14 protein-coding genes are annotated in these 16,070 nt (G+C 62.1%); 7 read left to right on the top strand and 7 right to left on the bottom strand.

The annotated features are described in order from the left end of the window. The coding region (locus AC097N_RS10115) for a glyceraldehyde 3-phosphate dehydrogenase NAD-binding domain-containing protein (RefSeq protein ID WP_479580833.1) at nucleotides 1-298 on the bottom strand (298 nt) is incomplete at its 3' end. A 68-nt stretch (nucleotides 299-366) separates the two neighbouring features. Then, nucleotides 367-2,364, bottom strand: coding sequence for a transketolase (gene tkt / locus AC097N_RS10120; RefSeq protein ID WP_479581068.1), 1,998 nt, complete (start codon nucleotides 2,362-2,364; stop codon nucleotides 367-369). 278 nt (nucleotides 2,365-2,642) lie between these two features. Between tkt and AC097N_RS10125 the strand changes: the two genes are divergently transcribed. Continuing rightward, nucleotides 2,643-3,452, top strand: coding sequence for a nucleotidyltransferase family protein (locus tag AC097N_RS10125; RefSeq protein WP_479581069.1), 810 nt, complete (start codon nucleotides 2,643-2,645; stop codon nucleotides 3,450-3,452). Further along, nucleotides 3,449-4,846: an aminopeptidase P N-terminal domain-containing protein gene (locus AC097N_RS10130; protein WP_479580834.1), complete on the top strand. Its 1,398-nt coding sequence runs from the start codon at nucleotides 3,449-3,451 to the stop codon at nucleotides 4,844-4,846. The genes AC097N_RS10125 and AC097N_RS10130 overlap by 4 nt, the downstream gene beginning before the upstream one ends. Here the strand turns inward: AC097N_RS10130 and AC097N_RS10135 are convergent. Further along, nucleotides 4,815-5,078, bottom strand: a complete 264-nt coding sequence (locus tag AC097N_RS10135) for a hypothetical protein (RefSeq protein WP_479580835.1) — start codon at nucleotides 5,076-5,078, stop codon at nucleotides 4,815-4,817. The two genes, AC097N_RS10130 and AC097N_RS10135, sit on opposite strands and share 32 nt — an antisense overlap. 214 nt (nucleotides 5,079-5,292) lie before the next feature. Here AC097N_RS10135 and AC097N_RS10140 point away from each other — a divergent pair, with 214 nt between their 5' ends. Both AC097N_RS10140 and trhA read left to right on the top strand, forming a co-directional pair. After that, on the top strand, nucleotides 5,293-5,607 hold the full coding sequence (locus AC097N_RS10140; protein WP_479580836.1) for an HU family DNA-binding protein: 315 nt from the start codon (nucleotides 5,293-5,295) through the stop codon (nucleotides 5,605-5,607). Nucleotides 5,608-5,784: 177 nt separating this feature from the next. Then, nucleotides 5,785-6,420: a PAQR family membrane homeostasis protein TrhA gene (trhA, locus tag AC097N_RS10145; protein ID WP_479580837.1), complete on the top strand. Its 636-nt coding sequence runs from the start codon at nucleotides 5,785-5,787 to the stop codon at nucleotides 6,418-6,420. Between the two features lie 6 nt (nucleotides 6,421-6,426). Here trhA and AC097N_RS10150 read toward each other — a convergent pair whose 3' ends face one another. Further along, nucleotides 6,427-6,867, bottom strand: coding sequence for a DUF4864 domain-containing protein (locus tag AC097N_RS10150; protein WP_479580838.1), 441 nt, complete (start codon nucleotides 6,865-6,867; stop codon nucleotides 6,427-6,429). Nucleotides 6,868-7,362: 495 nt separating this feature from the next. Between AC097N_RS10150 and AC097N_RS10155 the strand changes: the two genes are divergently transcribed. Continuing rightward, on the top strand, nucleotides 7,363-7,809 hold the full coding sequence (locus tag AC097N_RS10155; RefSeq protein WP_479580839.1) for a hypothetical protein: 447 nt from the start codon (nucleotides 7,363-7,365) through the stop codon (nucleotides 7,807-7,809). 4 nt (nucleotides 7,810-7,813) lie between these two features. Here AC097N_RS10155 and AC097N_RS10160 read toward each other — a convergent pair whose 3' ends face one another. Together AC097N_RS10160 and AC097N_RS10165 are read right to left on the bottom strand one after the other, a co-directional pair. Then, entirely contained in the window at nucleotides 7,814-11,533 is a 3,720-nt protein-coding gene (locus tag AC097N_RS10160) for a response regulator (protein WP_479580840.1), read from the bottom strand. A gap of 73 nt (nucleotides 11,534-11,606) precedes the next feature. Further along, the gene (locus AC097N_RS10165; protein ID WP_479580841.1) at nucleotides 11,607-12,317 is read right to left on the bottom strand and encodes an aspartate/glutamate racemase family protein; all 711 of its coding nucleotides are present in this window, start codon (nucleotides 12,315-12,317) and stop codon (nucleotides 11,607-11,609) included. Nucleotides 12,318-12,557: 240 nt separating this feature from the next. Here AC097N_RS10165 and AC097N_RS10170 point away from each other — a divergent pair, with 240 nt between their 5' ends. Then, on the top strand, nucleotides 12,558-13,583 hold the full coding sequence (locus AC097N_RS10170; protein WP_479580842.1) for a PEP-CTERM sorting domain-containing protein: 1,026 nt from the start codon (nucleotides 12,558-12,560) through the stop codon (nucleotides 13,581-13,583). Nucleotides 13,584-13,654: 71 nt separating this feature from the next. Beyond that, nucleotides 13,655-14,206, top strand: coding sequence for a hypothetical protein (locus AC097N_RS10175; RefSeq protein WP_479580843.1), 552 nt, complete (start codon nucleotides 13,655-13,657; stop codon nucleotides 14,204-14,206). Here AC097N_RS10175 and AC097N_RS10180 read toward each other — a convergent pair. Beyond that, a complete protein-coding gene (locus tag AC097N_RS10180) occupies nucleotides 14,181-15,797 on the bottom strand; it encodes an FAD-dependent oxidoreductase (RefSeq protein ID WP_479580844.1) in 1,617 nt (538 codons plus the stop codon). The two genes, AC097N_RS10175 and AC097N_RS10180, sit on opposite strands and share 26 nt — an antisense overlap. Between the last annotated feature and the right edge of the window lie 273 nt (nucleotides 15,798-16,070).

The raw sequence follows: 16,070 nt of genomic DNA on the forward strand, positions 1-16,070 counted from the left end.
GGCCGGTGGACTCCAACACGATGTCGGCGCCGATTTCGTTCCACTTCAGGTTGGCGGGGTCACGCTCTTGCGTCAGGCGGATTTTTTTGCCGTTGACGATGAGGGTGTTGCCGTCAACAGCGATGTCGCCCTTGAAGCGGCCGTGCACGGAGTCGTACTGCAGCATGTAGGCCAGGTACTCGGGCTCCAACAAGTCGTTGATGCCGACAATTTCGATGTCGCTGAAGTTTTGCACGGCGGCGCGCAACACGTTGCGGCCGATGCGGCCGAAGCCGTTGATACCAATCTTGATCGTCATCATTTTCTCCAAAAAGTTAAAAATTAAAACCTGAGCGGCCTACATAGCCCTGACTAAACGGAAACCACTTATTTGCGCAACACCTTTTCCACCGTGTCGGCCACATTCTCGGGCGTGAAACCAAAGAGCTTGAACAACACGGGGGCGGGGGCAGACTCGCCGTAGGTGTCGATGCCGACCACGGCGGCGCAACCGTATTTCCACCAGCCCTCAGACACCCCCATCTCAACCGCAATGCGGGGCACACCGGCCGGCAGCACGCTGATCTTGTAGGCGTCGCTTTGCTTGTCAAAGGTCGTGTTGCTGGGCATGGAGACCACGCGCACGGCAATGTTGCGGGTGGCCAGCACTTCTTGCGCCTTGAGCGCCAGTTGCACTTCGGAGCCGGTGGCAATGATGACGGCCTGGGTCTTTTTCTTCATGCCGACTTCAGACGGCTCAGCCAGCACGTAAGCGCCCTTGCTGATGTCAGCCAGGTTGGACTTGGGTGCGTAGTTGATGTTCTGGCGGCTCAAGAGCAGCGCGGTCGGCTTGGTCTTGTTCGACAGGGCCACGGTCCACGCCACGGCGGTCTCGGCCGTGTCACCCGGACGCCACACGTCCAGGTTGGGGATGAGGCGCAGGGAGGCCGCGTGCTCGATCGACTGGTGGGTCGGGCCGTCTTCGCCCAGACCGATGGAGTCGTGGGTGAAGACGTGGATGACCCGAAGCTTCATCAGCGCAGCCATGCGGATGGCGTTGCGGCTGTAGTCGCTGAAGGTCAGGAAGGTGCCGCCGTAGGGGATGTAACCGCCATGCAGCGCAATGCCGTTCATGATGGCGGCCATGCCGAACTCGCGCACACCGTAGTTGATGTGGCGTCCGCCATTGCCCTTGCCGCTGAAGGAGTCAAAGCGCAGGTTGGGCGTGCTCTTGGTGTTGGTCAGGTTGGAGCCGGTCAGGTCGGCCGAGCCGCCAAGCATTTCAGGCAGGGCGGCGGTGAAGGCTTCCAGCGCCAGCTGCGATGCCTTGCGCGAAGCGACGGTTTCCGCCTTGGTGTGGGCGGCGACAGCCGTGTCCACAGCCACCTGGTGGAAGTTCTTGGGCAGCTCGCCCTTCATGCGGCGCACCAGCTCTTTGGCCAGGTCCGGAAAGGCGGCTTTGTAGGCGGCGAACTTGTCGTTCCACGCCGCTTCAGCAGCGGCACCGGCGACCTTGGCGTCCCACGCGGCGTACACGTCTTTGGGGATAACGAAGGGCTTGGAAGGCCAGCCCAGTGCTTCGCGGGTGAGCGCGATTTCTTCATTGCCCAAGGGCTCGCCGTGGGCCTTGGCGGTGTTGGCGCGGTTGGGGCTGCCTTTGCCGATGGCGGTCTTGCAGATGATGAGCGTGGGCTTGTCGGCCGACGTTTTGGCGTCCGCAATGGTCTTGGCGACCAACTCGGCGTCATGGCCGTCGATGGGGCCGAGCACGTTCCAGCCGTAGGCGACAAAACGCAGGGCGGTGTTGTCGATGAACCAGGGCGCGACCTGGCCGTCGATGGAGATGCCGTTGTCGTCGTACAGGGCGACCAGTTTGTTGAGCTTCCACGCGCCAGCCAGGGCCGCGGCTTCGTGGCTGATGCCTTCCATCAGGCAACCGTCGCCCATGAAGGCGAAGGTGTTGTGGCTGATGACCTCATGGCCTTCGCGGTTGAACTCCTGGGCCAGCAGCTTTTCTGCCAGCGCCATGCCGACCGCGTTGGTGAGGCCCTGGCCCAGCGGGCCGGTGGTGGTTTCCACGCCGGGCGTCACGCCCACTTCAGGGTGACCGGCGGTTTTGCTGTGCAACTGGCGGAACTTCTTGAGTTCCGCCATGGGCAGCTTGTAACCGGTGAGGTGCAGCACGGCGTAAATCAGCATGGAGCCGTGGCCGTTGGACAGCACGAAGCGGTCGCGGTCGATCCAGTGCGGGTTGGCCGGGTTGTGCTTGAGGTGTGAGCCCCACAAAGCCACGGCCATGTCGGCCATGCCCATGGGCGCGCCGGGGTGGCCTGAGTTGGCGGCTTGCACCGCGTCCATGGCGAGCGCGCGAATGGCGTTGGCCATGTCCGCCTGGCTGGCAACGCTGGCGATGGTGGGCTGCACGGCAGCGGTCACGACGACCTCAGGGGCCGCTTGCTCGGTCTGTTCGACGGGTACCGCTAGCTCTGTGTGTTCTGTATTTGCCATCTGTGCCAACTCCGGGGTAGTTCTGGGGGTAAGGGGAAACCCGGGATTTTACCGGGCGCGCGAAACGGGCCGATGTTTGGCCTCTGTAACCGGCCCGATCTCGCGCGCTTTCCGTGCGTATAGTGGTGGTCATGACAAGACTTTCCTTCAAAGCCATGATCCTGGCCGCCGGCCGCGGCGAGCGCATGCGCCCGCTGACCGACACCACCCCCAAACCGCTGCTGCCCGTGCGCGGCAAACCGCTGATGCAATGGCCCATGGAGGCCCTGGCGCGGGGTGGCTTCACCCAACTGGTGGTGAACACGGCCTGGCTGGGGGAGCAGATTGCAGCACGGTTTAATGATGTTTTCGTGCCACAGCCCCCGTGGAACGGGGGGGAGCAGCTATTAAATCAAGAGCAAATCCACCTCACCTACTCGCATGAGGGGCGTGACTTTGGCGGGGCGCTGGAGACCGCAGGCGGCATCGTGCGCGCCTTGCCGCTGCTGTGTCCGCCCGGTTCAGAGACCGACCCCACCGAGGCCTTCTGGGTGCTGGCCGGTGATGTGTTTGCGCCCGATTTTGTGTTCAGCCAGGCCGCCGTGGACCGCTTTCTGGCCAGCAACCAACTGGCCCACCTGTGGCTGGTGCCCAACCCGCCGCACAACCGAAAAGGCGACTTTGGCCTGTCGCCAGAAGGCCTGGCGCTGAATCTCGCCGCAAGTGACCCGCAGCCGCGCTACACCTACTCCACCATCGGCCTGTACCGCCGGGCCTTGTTTGCGCCGCCATACTGCCCCATTCCCGCCGGCAACGCAGGGGGTGTGAAAGCCCCACTGGCACCGCTGTTGCGCGCCGCCATGGACAATGGCCTGGTGAGCGCCGAGCTGTACACCGGCGCGTGGACTGACGTGGGCACCCCCGAACGCCTGCACGCCCTCAACCACGACACACCCGTCCCGATTTCCGCTGGAGCCCAAGCATGAACCCATCGTCCTGTACACCCCACTACGCCCAACGCCGCGCCCAACTGGCCGCCCAGCTGGGCCAGGACGGGGTGGCCATCATCCCCACCGCCCCCGAACAGCAGCGCAACCGTGATGCGGATTTTTTGTTCCGCCACGACAGTTACTTCTATTACCTGACCGGCTTCAAAGAGCCGCAGGCCACGCTGGTGATCACCGGCGACGGCAAGAGCACGCTGTTTTGTGCGCCCAAAGACCTGGAGCGCGAGATCTGGGACGGCTTCCGGCTGGGGCCTGAGGCCGCACCGGCCGCACTCGGGGTGGACGCCGCATTCTCCATCCAGGACTTGGACACCCAGGCGCCCAAGCTGCTCGACAACCGCCATGTGGTCTGGTACCCGTTTGCTACGCACAAAGGGCTGGAAACCCGGGTGGACGGCTGGCTCAACAGCCTGCGCGCCCGCGTGCGTTATGGCGCCATGTGCCCCGACCAGCAACGCGACCTGTGCGGCCTGCTCGATGAGATGCGCCTGTTCAAGGACGCCAGCGAGCAGGACACCATGCGCCGCGCCGCGCAGATCAGCGCGGGCGCGCACATCCGCGCGATGCAACTGTCCGCCCGCATGCTGCGCGACGGCCAGGAGGTGCGCGAATACCACCTGGACGCCGAGCTGCTGCACGAGTTCCGCCGCCACGGCTCGCAGTACCCGGCTTATGGCTCCATCGTGGCCGCGGGCGCCAACGCCTGCGTGCTGCACTACCGCGCCGACGAAGGCCTGGTGCGCGACGGCGAGCTGGTGCTGATTGACGCGGGCTGCGAGCTGGATGGCTACGCCAGCGACATCACCCGCACCTTCCCTGCCAATGGCAAATTCACCGGCCCGCAGCGCGCGCTGTACGACCTGGTGCTGGCCTCGCAAGAAGCCGCTGTGGCCGCCACCCGAGCGGGCGCCCGCTTCACCGACCCGCACGAAGCCAGCGTGAAAGTGCTGGCGCAAGGCATGCTGGACGTGGGCCTGCTGGACAAAAACAAGGTGGGCAGTCTGGAGGACGTGATTGAAAACCGCGCCTACTTCCCCTTCTACATGCACCGCACCGGCCACTGGCTGGGCATGGATGTGCACGACTGCGGCGCTTACCTGGAGCCCTCAGAACTGGGACAGGTCAGCGAGCGCAAGGATGCATTGACCGGTGAAGTGATCATCAACCGCCCGGCGCGTGTGCTGCGCGCGGGCATGGTGCTGACGATTGAGCCCGGCATTTATGTGCGTCCCGCTGCGGGCGTGCCGGAGCAGTTTCACAACATCGGCATCCGCATTGAAGACGATGCCATCGTCACCGCGACCGGCTGCGAACTGATCAGCCGGGGTGTGCCGGTGAAGGCTAGTGAGATCGAGTCCCTGATGCGGGGATGAGCTGCGCCTGGAGCGCGGCAGCGCTTTCGCGCAAGGCGAACGATGAGGATTCCATGGCCAGACGGATCAATCCGGCGGCATAAGAGGGATCAGTTTCAAAGCGGGGCGCATCAATCCACCAGCCTTCGCCAGCCATCAACCACTTGAAATCCACCTCGGCCAGCATCGAAGCGCGCGAATCAGCGCCGCTGGTCAAGCGCGCATAGGCGCTTTGTTCTGTCTGTCTCAGCATGGTCACACCATCCTTGGGTTAAACGTATGCAAACACAACGCATGGGCCGGTCAAAAGGTGGACAAAACAAACCGCCGGCGTGAAAAAAAGCGTCAAGTCATCATTTGCGACCGGTTTGAGAGCGGCAAAAACACGTGGACAGCCGCCTTTTCACGGACTTTGGTGCCCTAACCATTAGAATCCGCGCTCCCCCAACTAATCCAAACATTCAAATATGAACCGCGCTGAACTCATCGAAAAACTGGTTTCCGAGAACGAATTGACCAAAGTGGCTGCTGGCCGCATTCTGGACACCCTCATTGACACCATCCAAACCGCTGTCAAAAAAGGCGACTCTGTGACCTTGGTCGGTTTTGGGACGTTCAAGTCCGTCAAACGCGCTGCCCGCACTGGCAAAAACCCCAGCACCGGCGCTGCGCTCAAGATTCCCGCAGGAACCGTGCCCAAGTTCACCGCTGGCTCCAAATTCAAGGATGCCGTGGACCCCAAGGCCGCTGCCCGCAAAGCCGCCAAAGCGGCTGCAAAGTAAGAAGCCCAGGCTCACAAAAACCGCACTGCTTGGCAAAGCAGGGCGGTTTTTTTTCGTCTCTGCAATCCCTCGGCGCTAGGCACCTTGTCACCCGGCGTTGCGCTTGTTACCCAATTTGCAGGCATTTGCCTCCCGTTAGACACACGGCCGTCATGTGCACGTGCAACAATCTCCAGCATGACCACACGTCCGCAAAGTCTGGGCGAAGAAATCGCCAACAGCGTCAGCCACGGCGTTACCTTGCTGGCCGCCATCGCGGCGGTCCCTTTCCTGATCGCGTCGGCCCGCAATGCAAGCGCTGCCAGTTTTATTGGCGCCATCGTTTTTGCGGCCACGATGGTATTGCTGTATCTGACATCAACCGTCTATCACGCCCTGCCGGCAGGGCGCGCCAAGCGTCTTTTCCTGAAGCTCGACCACGGCGCCATTTATCTTTTCATTGCGGGCAGTTACACGCCTTTCGCCTTGGGCGCTCTCGGTGGCGCCTGGGGCTGGACGCTGTTTGGGGTGGTGTGGTCGCTGGCGGCCATTGGCATCACGCTGAAGGCCTTTGACCGCTTGTCGCACCCGTGGCTGTCAACCGGTCTGTACCTCGCCATGGGGTGGCTGATCGTCATTGCGGCCGTGCCGCTGGGTGAACGTGTGCCACTGCCCGGCATCCTGTGGCTCGTGGGCGGCGGACTGGCCTACACCACAGGCGTGGTGTTCTTTGTGCTGGATTCCAGAATCAAATATTCCCACACGGTGTGGCATGGCTTTGTGGCTGCGGGCACTGGTTGCCACTTTGTGGCGGTGATGGGTTACGCAGCCTGAGACGTGTCAAGCCATGCGCCCCGTGGCGCCTTTGACGACGCACCCGGTGATCCGCCAAAGCCTGTTTTTTTGACGCTGCAGCGTATAAAAAGCCGTCCACTGCACATCGTTCTCATCCGTCAGTTGCACGGCCTGCACGGCACCCGCGTCCATCCTTTCGGGCTTGAAGAAGGACACGGAGACCGGCCGGTACACCACGGCATAATTTTCACGAACCATCGCCATGAAATGCTTCGCCGAGACCATGGATTGACGGATGTTGGGCGCTGCATAGGAAAACGCCTTGACGGCATCGTCCGCGGCAAAAGCGGCGAGTTGGCCCTGAACGACCTCACGCACGCTTTTTTCGTCTTTGGGCGTCAGCGTCGCGGCATGCACCGACACCGTCAAGACCAGCAGCGAAAGCGCCACCTTGAGGGCCCTCAGCAAGTGCCGAAGAGTTGCCATTCCCATGGGTCGCCTGGCATAGCGACTATCAAGTGCGGTATTCATCGTGCAGTCATTGAATGACCAGAATATGCTGGCCTTGAGATTTTGAGCCAGAGACGCCGATCCGCCAACAACGACGGGGATAACTACGTCGCAAGTGATGTCTTCAGGGTCGATCTGCCCATGCCCATCTGGCTTCAGCGGGGCACCGTGAAGGTCAGCGGCCCACCATCACACAGGCCATCTGACAGCACCAGCAAACTTGTAAGCCTGCGGGGTCTAATGACCAGACAGGAAGACAGGCGGGAGGGTACAAAAGATCATCCACACACTTTATCCCGTTCGCGCTCAGCCAATGCAAAACTCGCTTACACACCGTTACCCACTCCGGCGTCCGAGGTCCTAGAATGATTAAGAGCATTGACGGCGATACCGGTTGGCTCAACCTCTTTCTGCCATCACAGGCAAGACCTGCGCTTGACAAACATGCGCTCTTATCCAACTCATTGACACATGAAAAAATTCTTCCTTGCTGCGGCCCTGGTGACCTTGACAGGCGCTGCGCTGGCCGCTGACGTCGGCGTCTCGGTGAGCATAGGGCAGCCTGGCTTTTATGGCCGCATCGTCTTGGGCAACATGCCCCAGCCGCAAGTGATCTACAGCTCACCCGTGATCATTCAGCACGTGCCCATGGGCGTCGTGCGCCAGCCCATCTACCTGCACGTGCCACCGGGCCACGAGAAACACTGGGACAAGCACTGCCGCCGTTACAACGCCTGTGGCCAGCCGGTGTACTTTGTCCAGAACAACTGGTACCAGGATGTCTACGCGCCCAACTATCGCCAGGAGCATGGCGACCGACGTGACCACGAGGACCGTGGAGACCACGGTGACAACGGTCGCGGCCACGGCCACGGCAAGGACAAGTGGAAGAAGAACAAGGGCCACGGCAACGACTAGCCCGTCATGACGGCCTGGGCGAGTTGCGAGATATTTCCTCCAGGGTATGGGTTGTAATGGCAACTGCAGCGCGGAAGTCCGCGCGCAAGGTGGTGTGCAGAAAATTCGCGTCCGCATCCTTGACCAGCCCTTGCGCCGTCTTGGCCACGGCCTCCATGTAACTCGCACCCACCGTGCCGGACAGGCCCTTGAGCGTGTGCAACAGGCGGTCGGCATCGACCAGGTTGGCGCCCAGCAACAAGTCATCCAGCTGATCGGGCATGTGGGCAATTTCGTCCAGGTAGGACCGCAGTACGCGCGCATAGAGCGCACGGTTGCCGCCCAGACGGGCCAGCGCACCTTCCACATCCACCATGTGCGTGTCAAGGTATGGCGTGTCTTGAGGGGATCGCGTTTTGCCGTTGATCCTGAGGTGCGAGAGCAGCACCTTGACCAGGTGGTTCAACTCAAACGGCTTGCCCACATGGTCGTTCATGCCGGCCTGAAGACAAGCCTCGCGATCGGACGCCATGGCGTTGGCGGTCATGGCGATCACCGGCAGGTCCGGCAGGCCGAGCTCCCCGCGAATGGCCCGGGTGGCTTCATATCCGTCCATCACCGGCATCTGAAGGTCCATCAACACCGCATCAAAAGGAACCGTCGCATCGACGATGGCCGCCACCCCTTGCTGTCCGTCGGACGCGAGTGTGACCAGGGCGCCTTCGCCGCTCAGCAACTCCTGCACGACCTGCTGGTTGATCAGGTTGTCTTCAAACACCAGCAAGCGGATGCCCTCGAGTCGATGCGGCTTGGGCAGGTCTGCAGCGCCGCTCGCTCGGGCGCGGCTGCGCAGGTTGCTGCGCGCGGCTCGGGCATCGGTCACCGCGTCAAACAACATCGGCGCGGTGATGGGCTTGACCAGGAATCCGTGCAACCGCGCCTGCTCCTGCACCGTGCGCTGCGCGAGCATGTCGCGCCCATGCACGGTCACCATCACCAGCGTGGGCATCAAGCCGCCCGCTGACACCAAGGGGGGCAGGCGGTCAATGGTTTCCCAGCCGTCCATGCCCGGCATCTGCCAGTCCATCAACACCACCTGGTACGGTGCCTGTCCGGCCGCGTTGCGGGCGTTGATGCAGGCCAGTGCCTCGGGCCCACTGCCCACGGCGTCAGCCTGCCAGCCCAGCGACCGGACCTGGTTAAGCATGATCTCGCGGGCACTGGCGTTGTCATCCACCAGCAGCACATTCAGGGCCTCAAACGATCGCGTAAGTCCGGTAGGCGACGCTGACAGCACGTCTGCCACAGACAGGCTGACGGTGAAGTGAAAGGTGCTGCCTGCGCCTGGCGCACTCTCCAGCGCCAGCTCGCCGCCCATCATGTCAATCAACCGCCGACAAATGGACAGGCCCAGCCCGGTGCCGCCGAAGCGCCGGGTCGTGGACGCCTCGGCCTGCGAGAAACCCTCAAAAATATGCTGCTGGTTTTCCGGCGCAATGCCAATCCCGCTGTCGCGCACGGCGAAGCGCAGGGAGACCTCTTGCGCCGACCGTGCCAGCACCCGGACCTCAACCACCACCTCACCCTGCTCAGTGAACTTGATGGCGTTGCCGCCCAGGTTGATCAACACCTGCTGCAACCGCATGGCGTCGCCCACCAGCACCTCGGGTGTGGCGGGGTCGATATCAAACAGCACCTCTACCGGCTTCTGGCCCAGACTGGCCGCGAGAATGACCGAAAGGTCACGCAAGACCCGGTCCAACGAAAAAGGCTGCGACTCCAGCGCCATCTTGCCCGCGTCCATTTTGGAGAAATCCAGAATGTCATTGAGCAGACCCAGCAACGATTTGGCCGCTCCCTCGCTCTTGCTGGCGTAGTCCAGCTGGCGCACGGTCAGGTCGGTGTTCTGCAACAGCTTGAGCATGCCCAGAATGGCATTCATCGGCGTGCGGATTTCGTGGCTCATGTTGGCCAGGAACTGGCTCTTGGACTGCGACGCTGCCTGGGCGGCCTCGATCGCATTGAGCAGTTCGGTGATGTCGATCAGAAAGCCCACCGTATGACCCTCCGGTGTTTTTCGTTCGATCACGCGCAGGCTGCGTCCATCGTCCAGCCGCTGGATCAGGGTTGAATTGCCGGCCCGGTGCAAGGCCATGCGCTCAGTCACCCATTCGTCAACACGCCCGATAGCGGCCGCATACTGGCCCCGCTCAGCGCCCTGGCGAATGATGTCCTCAAACAAGGCCCCCGGCTGGATGAGATCCGCGGACAAGACATAAAACTCGCGGTATTTTTCATTGCAGTACACCAGCCGGTCATCCGGGTCATAAAGCACAAAGGCCTCATCGATCACATCAATGGCGTCGCGCAGCAGCTGTGCGCCGCGCTGGATCTCGGCCTCGGCCTGCTTGCGGGCCGTGATGTCGCGGATATAGGCAAAGTTGTATTCCAGGCCGTCGAATTCAAACCAGTTCAGGTCGACCTCGACCGGAATCGCCCGACCGTCGCGGTTGACCTGTGTCGTCTCAAAACACATGCGCTGGCGCTCGCGCAGTTCCTGCCAATGGCTGGGCCAGCGCTCTTTGGGAAAGTCGGGGTCGAGGTCTGTGATGGACATGCCCAGCAACTCGGCCTCGGTGTAGCCGTGCAGGTCGCAGGTGGCTTTGTTGACGCGCAAAATGCGGGCATCCTGACCAATCCAGAACGTGGGCAACGAGGCTTGTTGAACCGAAAACTCATGTAATTTCAGCGCCGCTTCCGTGCGGGCCCGTCGGCGCAATTGCCGCACCATGGACCGCGTGACGGCAAAAAGCCCCGCCAGCACGACAAAAAGAAACGCCCCCTCGCTCCAGACCCGTTTGCGCCAGGGCGCTAGGCTGTCGGTCAGGGATTGGCCCACGGTCACCACCACCGGAAAGTCCTTGAGCGCCCGGTAGCTGTAAACACGCTCCACACCGTCCGCCGCCACGATCTGGCGTACCGTTTTGGCATCGGCCGTGGGCAGGTGCTCCGTGAACATGGGGGCATGGAGCCAGCTATGGGCCAGCAGTTTTTCGCTGAGGGGCGCCCGCGCCAAAATCCAGCCCTGGCGGTTGAACAAGGTGACAAACCCGTTCTCGCCGACATCGATGGAGTCATAAAAACTCTGGAAATACGCCGGATTGAGCGTGCCCACCAGCACCCCCTGAAACCCGCCACCGGGGGAACTCAACCGCAAGCTCACGGGAAAGACCCAATCGCCGTTGATGCGGCTTTTGACCGATGCGCCAAACACCAGTCCTTGCGCGTTGGGCACCTGCTGCGCCAAAAAATAGTCGCGGTCCGCAAACGATGGCCGACCTTTGACGACCTCAGTCACGGTGGATAAAACGAAGTTTCCCTGGCGGTCAATCACCGAATACCCGCGCATCATTCCGTCCTTGGGAAGCAGGGCCAGCAAACGCTGCCGCATGGCCGCGGGATCGGCCGTGGCGGTGGCGCTGGTGTTCTGCAGTTCAGTGGCCGCCTGCTGCAGGGCCAGCTCAACCCGGTGCATGCTCTGGCGCGCATGCTCGGCAAGGACCTGGGTCAGGTTCTGCGTGTTCGCGCCAACAGAGGCAATCTCGTGGTTATATTCACGCCGCAGGTCACTGGCCACCAGCCCGCTCAACAAAAGCGCCACGATCACGGACAGCGCCATGATGGCCTGTTGCGGTTGCAAATGCCAGGCCCGGCGGCGGCCGCGCCCTGTTGTCGTATTGGTCATGCGGAATTCTAAGAGTTGCCGGGTCGGGTCTATCGCTTGAAATGCAGATGCTTTCCAGCATCACGCCTGTGTTTCATGACCGGATTCCACCGTCTGACAGGGCCCACTCTGCCGCCATGCGGGCATGAATGCCCGTGGTGTCGAACAGGGGCACGCTGGCGTCCTGCGGGCTGACGAGCAGTGATATCTCGGTGCACCCGAGGATGATGGCCTGCGCCCCCTGAGTCACCAGATCGGCCATGACACGTTGATATACCGCGCGCGATGCCGCCACGATCTGCCCCAGACACAACTCCTCGTAAATGATGCGGTGAACCTGGTCGCGGTCTGCGGACGCCGGGGTCAGCACTTGCAGCCCGTGACGGGTCTGCAGACGCTCGCGGTAAAAGTCCTGCTCCATGGTGAAGCGTGTCCCCAGCAAACCCACGGTCGTAAAACCCGCTTGCTGGATGGCAGCGGCGGTGGGGTCGGCAATGTGGAACAAGGGGATGCCCACCGCGGCCTCGATGGCCGGGGCCACCTTGTGCATGGTGTTCGTGCACAGCACGAGAAAGTCGGCACCCGCCGCCTGCAAGGACCGCGCGGCCTGCGCCAGCAACTCGCCCGCGGCAACCCAGTCACCCGCGTGCTGCAGGCGCTCCACCTCATGAAAGTCCACGCTGTAGAGGATGAGCTTGGCCGAGTGCAGCCCACCCAGATGCGCCTTGACGGTTTCGTTGATCTGGCGGTAGTAAGGCACGGTGGACTCCCAACTCATGCCGCCGATAAGGCCAATAGTCTTCACATGCGCTCCCTGTTAGGTGATGGTGAGGAGAATACCCGAGCCGTCTTTGGTGACGGCCAGCCCCGCTGCTGGAAATGACATGAGACTGATTTAGAGCATTCCCTGTCGGATTTCTTTACACAAATTGACGGCACACCTCGAAACAAGATGTAACTCGTTGATTTACATACGTCTCTTTCAGAGGCATGGTTATTGCATATTTTTGGTCTGAAAAATTCTTAATCACACAGGGACCCCACCATGCAATCACAGTTCAAAGAACAAAACCGGATGACGCAGATCGCACGTGCCGTTGTCAATAGCGGGCTTTTGCTCGGCTGCCTGGCCTTCGGCACGGCTGCCCAGGCCAGCATTAACTTCACATTCGACTACGGCGTCAACGATGGCGCGGTGGGCGGGTTTTGGGAAGGCAGCGGTCTGGGCGTCGCTCGTCAATCCGCCATGACGGACGCATCCAATGCGTTTGCCACCATGTTCGGCAGCCACTTCAGCAACACCGCCACCATCGTGCTGGCTGCCACAGCCACCAATCTGCCTCTTAGTAACAATCTGGCATCCGCTGGTAGCGCCGGTTTCACGACGGGTGTCGCAGGCTTCACCGTCGGAGAAGTTGTCAGGATCAAGGCGCTCACCGGAGTCGATGAGAACGGCTCGGCTGCCGACGGTAGCGTCAACGTGAACTTCGGTCAGCCCTGGAATCTGGGCGCAGGCGCGACGCCAACCACTCAGTATGATTTCTACAGCACGATCTTCCATGAGTTCACACACGCTCTTGGCTTCTCGTCATCCATCGCGCAAAACGGCAGTGCTTTAGCGCCCAACCAGTGGAGCCCGTACGACAAGTTTCTGGTCGACAAGAATGGTAACCAAGTGGTCAATTCCACAACCTTTGCGCTGAATCAGTCAGTCTGGGATGCCGCCAGTGTCGGCGGGGCCAGTCCGGCCAATGGCATGTTCTTCAACGGCAGTTTTGCCATGGCGGCCAACGGCGGCCAGGCGGTCGGTCTCTATACTCCGACGACTTGGGAAGGTGGCAGCAGTGTGTCGCACACGGACGACCAAAACCCCGCCATCTACGGCACCATGATGACCGCCCAAGGCCCCACCGGCCCTTGGCCACGTGACTACAGCGCCATCGAAGTCGGCATGATGCGCGACTTGGGCTACACGGTCACCGCCGTGCCAGAACCCGAAACCTATGCCATGCTGCTGGCTGGCTTGGCGCTTATCGGCTCCATTGCCCGTCGCCGTCGCAACGCCGCCTGACACGTTGGCGTACCATGACTGAGGGATCCCGGAAACGGGGTCCCTTTTTTCTTTCTACCGGAATCCAAACCATGCCGATCCAAATGAGGTGTCTGATCACCAGTCTGCTCATCTTCATGTCGGGCCTGACGGGGAGTTGTTCGATGGCGACAGAACGCAATGCGGGGACGGCAGGCCCGCCCGGGACGTACCGACTCGATGAGGTGCGAGTGCGTATCACGCAAGCACCTGGCCGCGCCGCTTCCACGAAAAATCACGTCCTCACACTGAACGGTACGGGCAGCGGCACGCTGGAACACAACAACCAAACCCTTGCGTTTCGGTATGAACCCAAGGCCTTGCTGGCCTTGCTGAATGATCTCTACCGCATCCGCTTTTTTGAGTTGCCAACAGACTACAGCGTCGGCCATTCTGTTGTTCTCAAAGACGATGGCACGATTGGCACACAGTTCCTGAAAATGACGGATGCGTCAAGCACAAGCATCTGCTTCTCACTGCCCTCCTATGAAAAATGCGTTACTTATGGTGCCAATGGCCCGCGAGAGTTGGAGATCATGGCTCAGCGCCTGCTGGACGACGCTGATCAACGGGTGAAGCTCAAGCCGCCCCATGCCCCATCGTGAAGGCCTCTTCAAACACCGAGTAGCCGGCCCAGTCGCTGTGGGCAAAGGTGAGGCGCTCGTGGGCGATCACCGAACGCTCTGTTTTTGATAGCTGCTTGCGCACGTACCACCTGGGCTGCAGGCCTATTTCATCTAAATTTCTCGGCACAGGCACCGCCATGGCGTGGCCGTAGCGGGTGAGGTCGATGTGGGTCGTTTTGCTGGCCAGATCGGGGTGCGCCACGGCCAACTCGGCCAGGATGTCGTCGCGCCACGCGCTCCACGGCTTCTCCAGCAACTGGCGCCGTCCCGCCACCGGGCCACCCGGCACATCGCCCAAGGCGCGGTAGTAGGTGAGCACCGTGGCGCCGGGCACCGGCTGCAGGCTCTGGTGCATGGCGTCCACATAGCCCAGGCCGGGCGCGCCGTACAGCACGTTGTCCCACGCGGGCGCGGGGCCGGGGCGGTCATGCAACGGAGCCTTGAGGTGGAGGTTGGCCACCAGCCAGGGCGCGTACCCAGTGCGCGCGGCGGTGTGGCGCAACCAGTCGGGCGCGTTCTCGACCACGCGGGCCGCTACCAACACCGGCAGCGCCACGATGGCGCGCCTGGCCTGCCAGCGCTCTACCGCCTGGGTGGTGGTGTTGAAGGCGTCCACCTCGACACCGTGTTTGAGGGTGGCAACGCGCAGCACCACGCGCCCGGTATGCAGGCGCTCCTGCAGGGGCGCGGCCAGGCGCTGGGTGAGCCAGCCGTTGCCCTCGGGCCAGGTGAGCACGCCCTCGCGCTCTGCAGCGTCCACGCCCGGCGCGTGAAAACCGTGGCGACTGGCAAAGTAATGGATGCCCGCCCACGCCGACACGGTGGCCATGCCCGCGCCATAGTCGTCACGGCAGCAGTAGTCCAGGTACCAGCGCAGGTGCGGGTCGGTGAGGCGGTGTTGATCCAGATACGCTACGAAAGTTATAGCTATAAGCGCACGCTGCACGGTGGCTAGAGGCCTGTTTGATACTGGAATAGCCCAGCGCGCCTGCTGCTGGGCCAGCGCCACCAACGCGGCAAACTTCTGGTATTGCACCAGCGTCTCGCGGCCCACCCCCTGCACCGGCAACAAGCCGTCTTGCCAGGCACCGTTGAAAAACAGGCGCTCCTGCGGGCTGTGGCACAGGTGGCGTTCGTCGTATTCCCAGCGGCCCGCCACACGGCGGCGCAAGCCCAATTCTTCGAGCAGGTCCTGCACCTCGGGCGCATCGTCGCCCGGCACCGGCAGGTAGTGCGCGCCCAGCGGACAGGCGATGCCCTTGACCGCGCCGCCCCGGCTGTTGCCGCCCACCGTGTCTTCCAGTTCCAGCAGGGCGAAGTCCTGGTTGCCGTTGAGGCGCAAGGCCCGCGCCGCGGCCAGCCCCGCCACGCCACCCCCAGCAATCAGCACGTCCGTCTTGTGCGTGGTGCTTGGTGCGGGCCAGGTTTTTTGCTCCCGCAACCAATGACCCCGCTCATGGTTGATGCCGGTGAAGCCGCCGGTGATGGCGTCAGGTTGGGCGCAGCCGATCAGGGGCAGGGCGGAGGCAGCCAGAAAGTGGCGGCGCTGAATGCCGCAAGACGTGTACATGCGTCCCTGAATCAGGCGGCCCTAAAGCCCCTGCGTGGCATGGCGCGCAGGGCTTGTAGTTCTCTTGTGCTCGGACGCATGGTGCTTTCTGTTGACGTGTTTCACCAGTTTATTGTGCCGTGAAAACGGGCATATCGACTGTCACAGCCACCGAAATCCAGGTTAGCGATGTTCCGGACGAACCGGCTCGTCCGAATTTTGTTGACAGGCACGTCGCAGCGCGTGGCCCTCGCGGTGACACACAAATCCACGCCAGCTTCGCAATTGTTGGGG

The organism is Rhodoferax sp. LS1R11 (genome assembly GCF_056521395.1).

Bases quoted from the DNA above. Each gene is read 5' to 3' on its own strand.
- tkt (WP_479581068.1), bottom strand. From the start codon at position 2,364: ATGGCCAACGCCATTCGCGCGCTCGCCATGGACGCGGTGCAAGCCGCC.
- AC097N_RS10125 (WP_479581069.1), top strand. From the start codon at position 2,643: ATGATCCTGGCCGCCGGCCGCGGCGAGCGCATGCGCCCGCTGACCGAC.
- AC097N_RS10130 (WP_479580834.1), top strand. From the start codon at position 3,449: ATGAACCCATCGTCCTGTACACCCCACTACGCCCAACGCCGCGCCCAA.
- AC097N_RS10135 (WP_479580835.1), bottom strand. From the start codon at position 5,078: ATGCTGAGACAGACAGAACAAAGCGCCTATGCGCGCTTGACCAGCGGC.
- AC097N_RS10140 (WP_479580836.1), top strand. From the start codon at position 5,293: ATGAACCGCGCTGAACTCATCGAAAAACTGGTTTCCGAGAACGAATTG.
- trhA (WP_479580837.1), top strand. From the start codon at position 5,785: ATGACCACACGTCCGCAAAGTCTGGGCGAAGAAATCGCCAACAGCGTC.
- AC097N_RS10150 (WP_479580838.1), bottom strand. From the start codon at position 6,867: ATGGCAACTCTTCGGCACTTGCTGAGGGCCCTCAAGGTGGCGCTTTCG.
- AC097N_RS10155 (WP_479580839.1), top strand. From the start codon at position 7,363: ATGAAAAAATTCTTCCTTGCTGCGGCCCTGGTGACCTTGACAGGCGCT.
- AC097N_RS10160 (WP_479580840.1), bottom strand. From the start codon at position 11,533: ATGACCAATACGACAACAGGGCGCGGCCGCCGCCGGGCCTGGCATTTG.
- AC097N_RS10170 (WP_479580842.1), top strand. From the start codon at position 12,558: ATGCAATCACAGTTCAAAGAACAAAACCGGATGACGCAGATCGCACGT.
- AC097N_RS10175 (WP_479580843.1), top strand. From the start codon at position 13,655: ATGCCGATCCAAATGAGGTGTCTGATCACCAGTCTGCTCATCTTCATG.
- AC097N_RS10180 (WP_479580844.1), bottom strand. From the start codon at position 15,797: ATGTACACGTCTTGCGGCATTCAGCGCCGCCACTTTCTGGCTGCCTCC.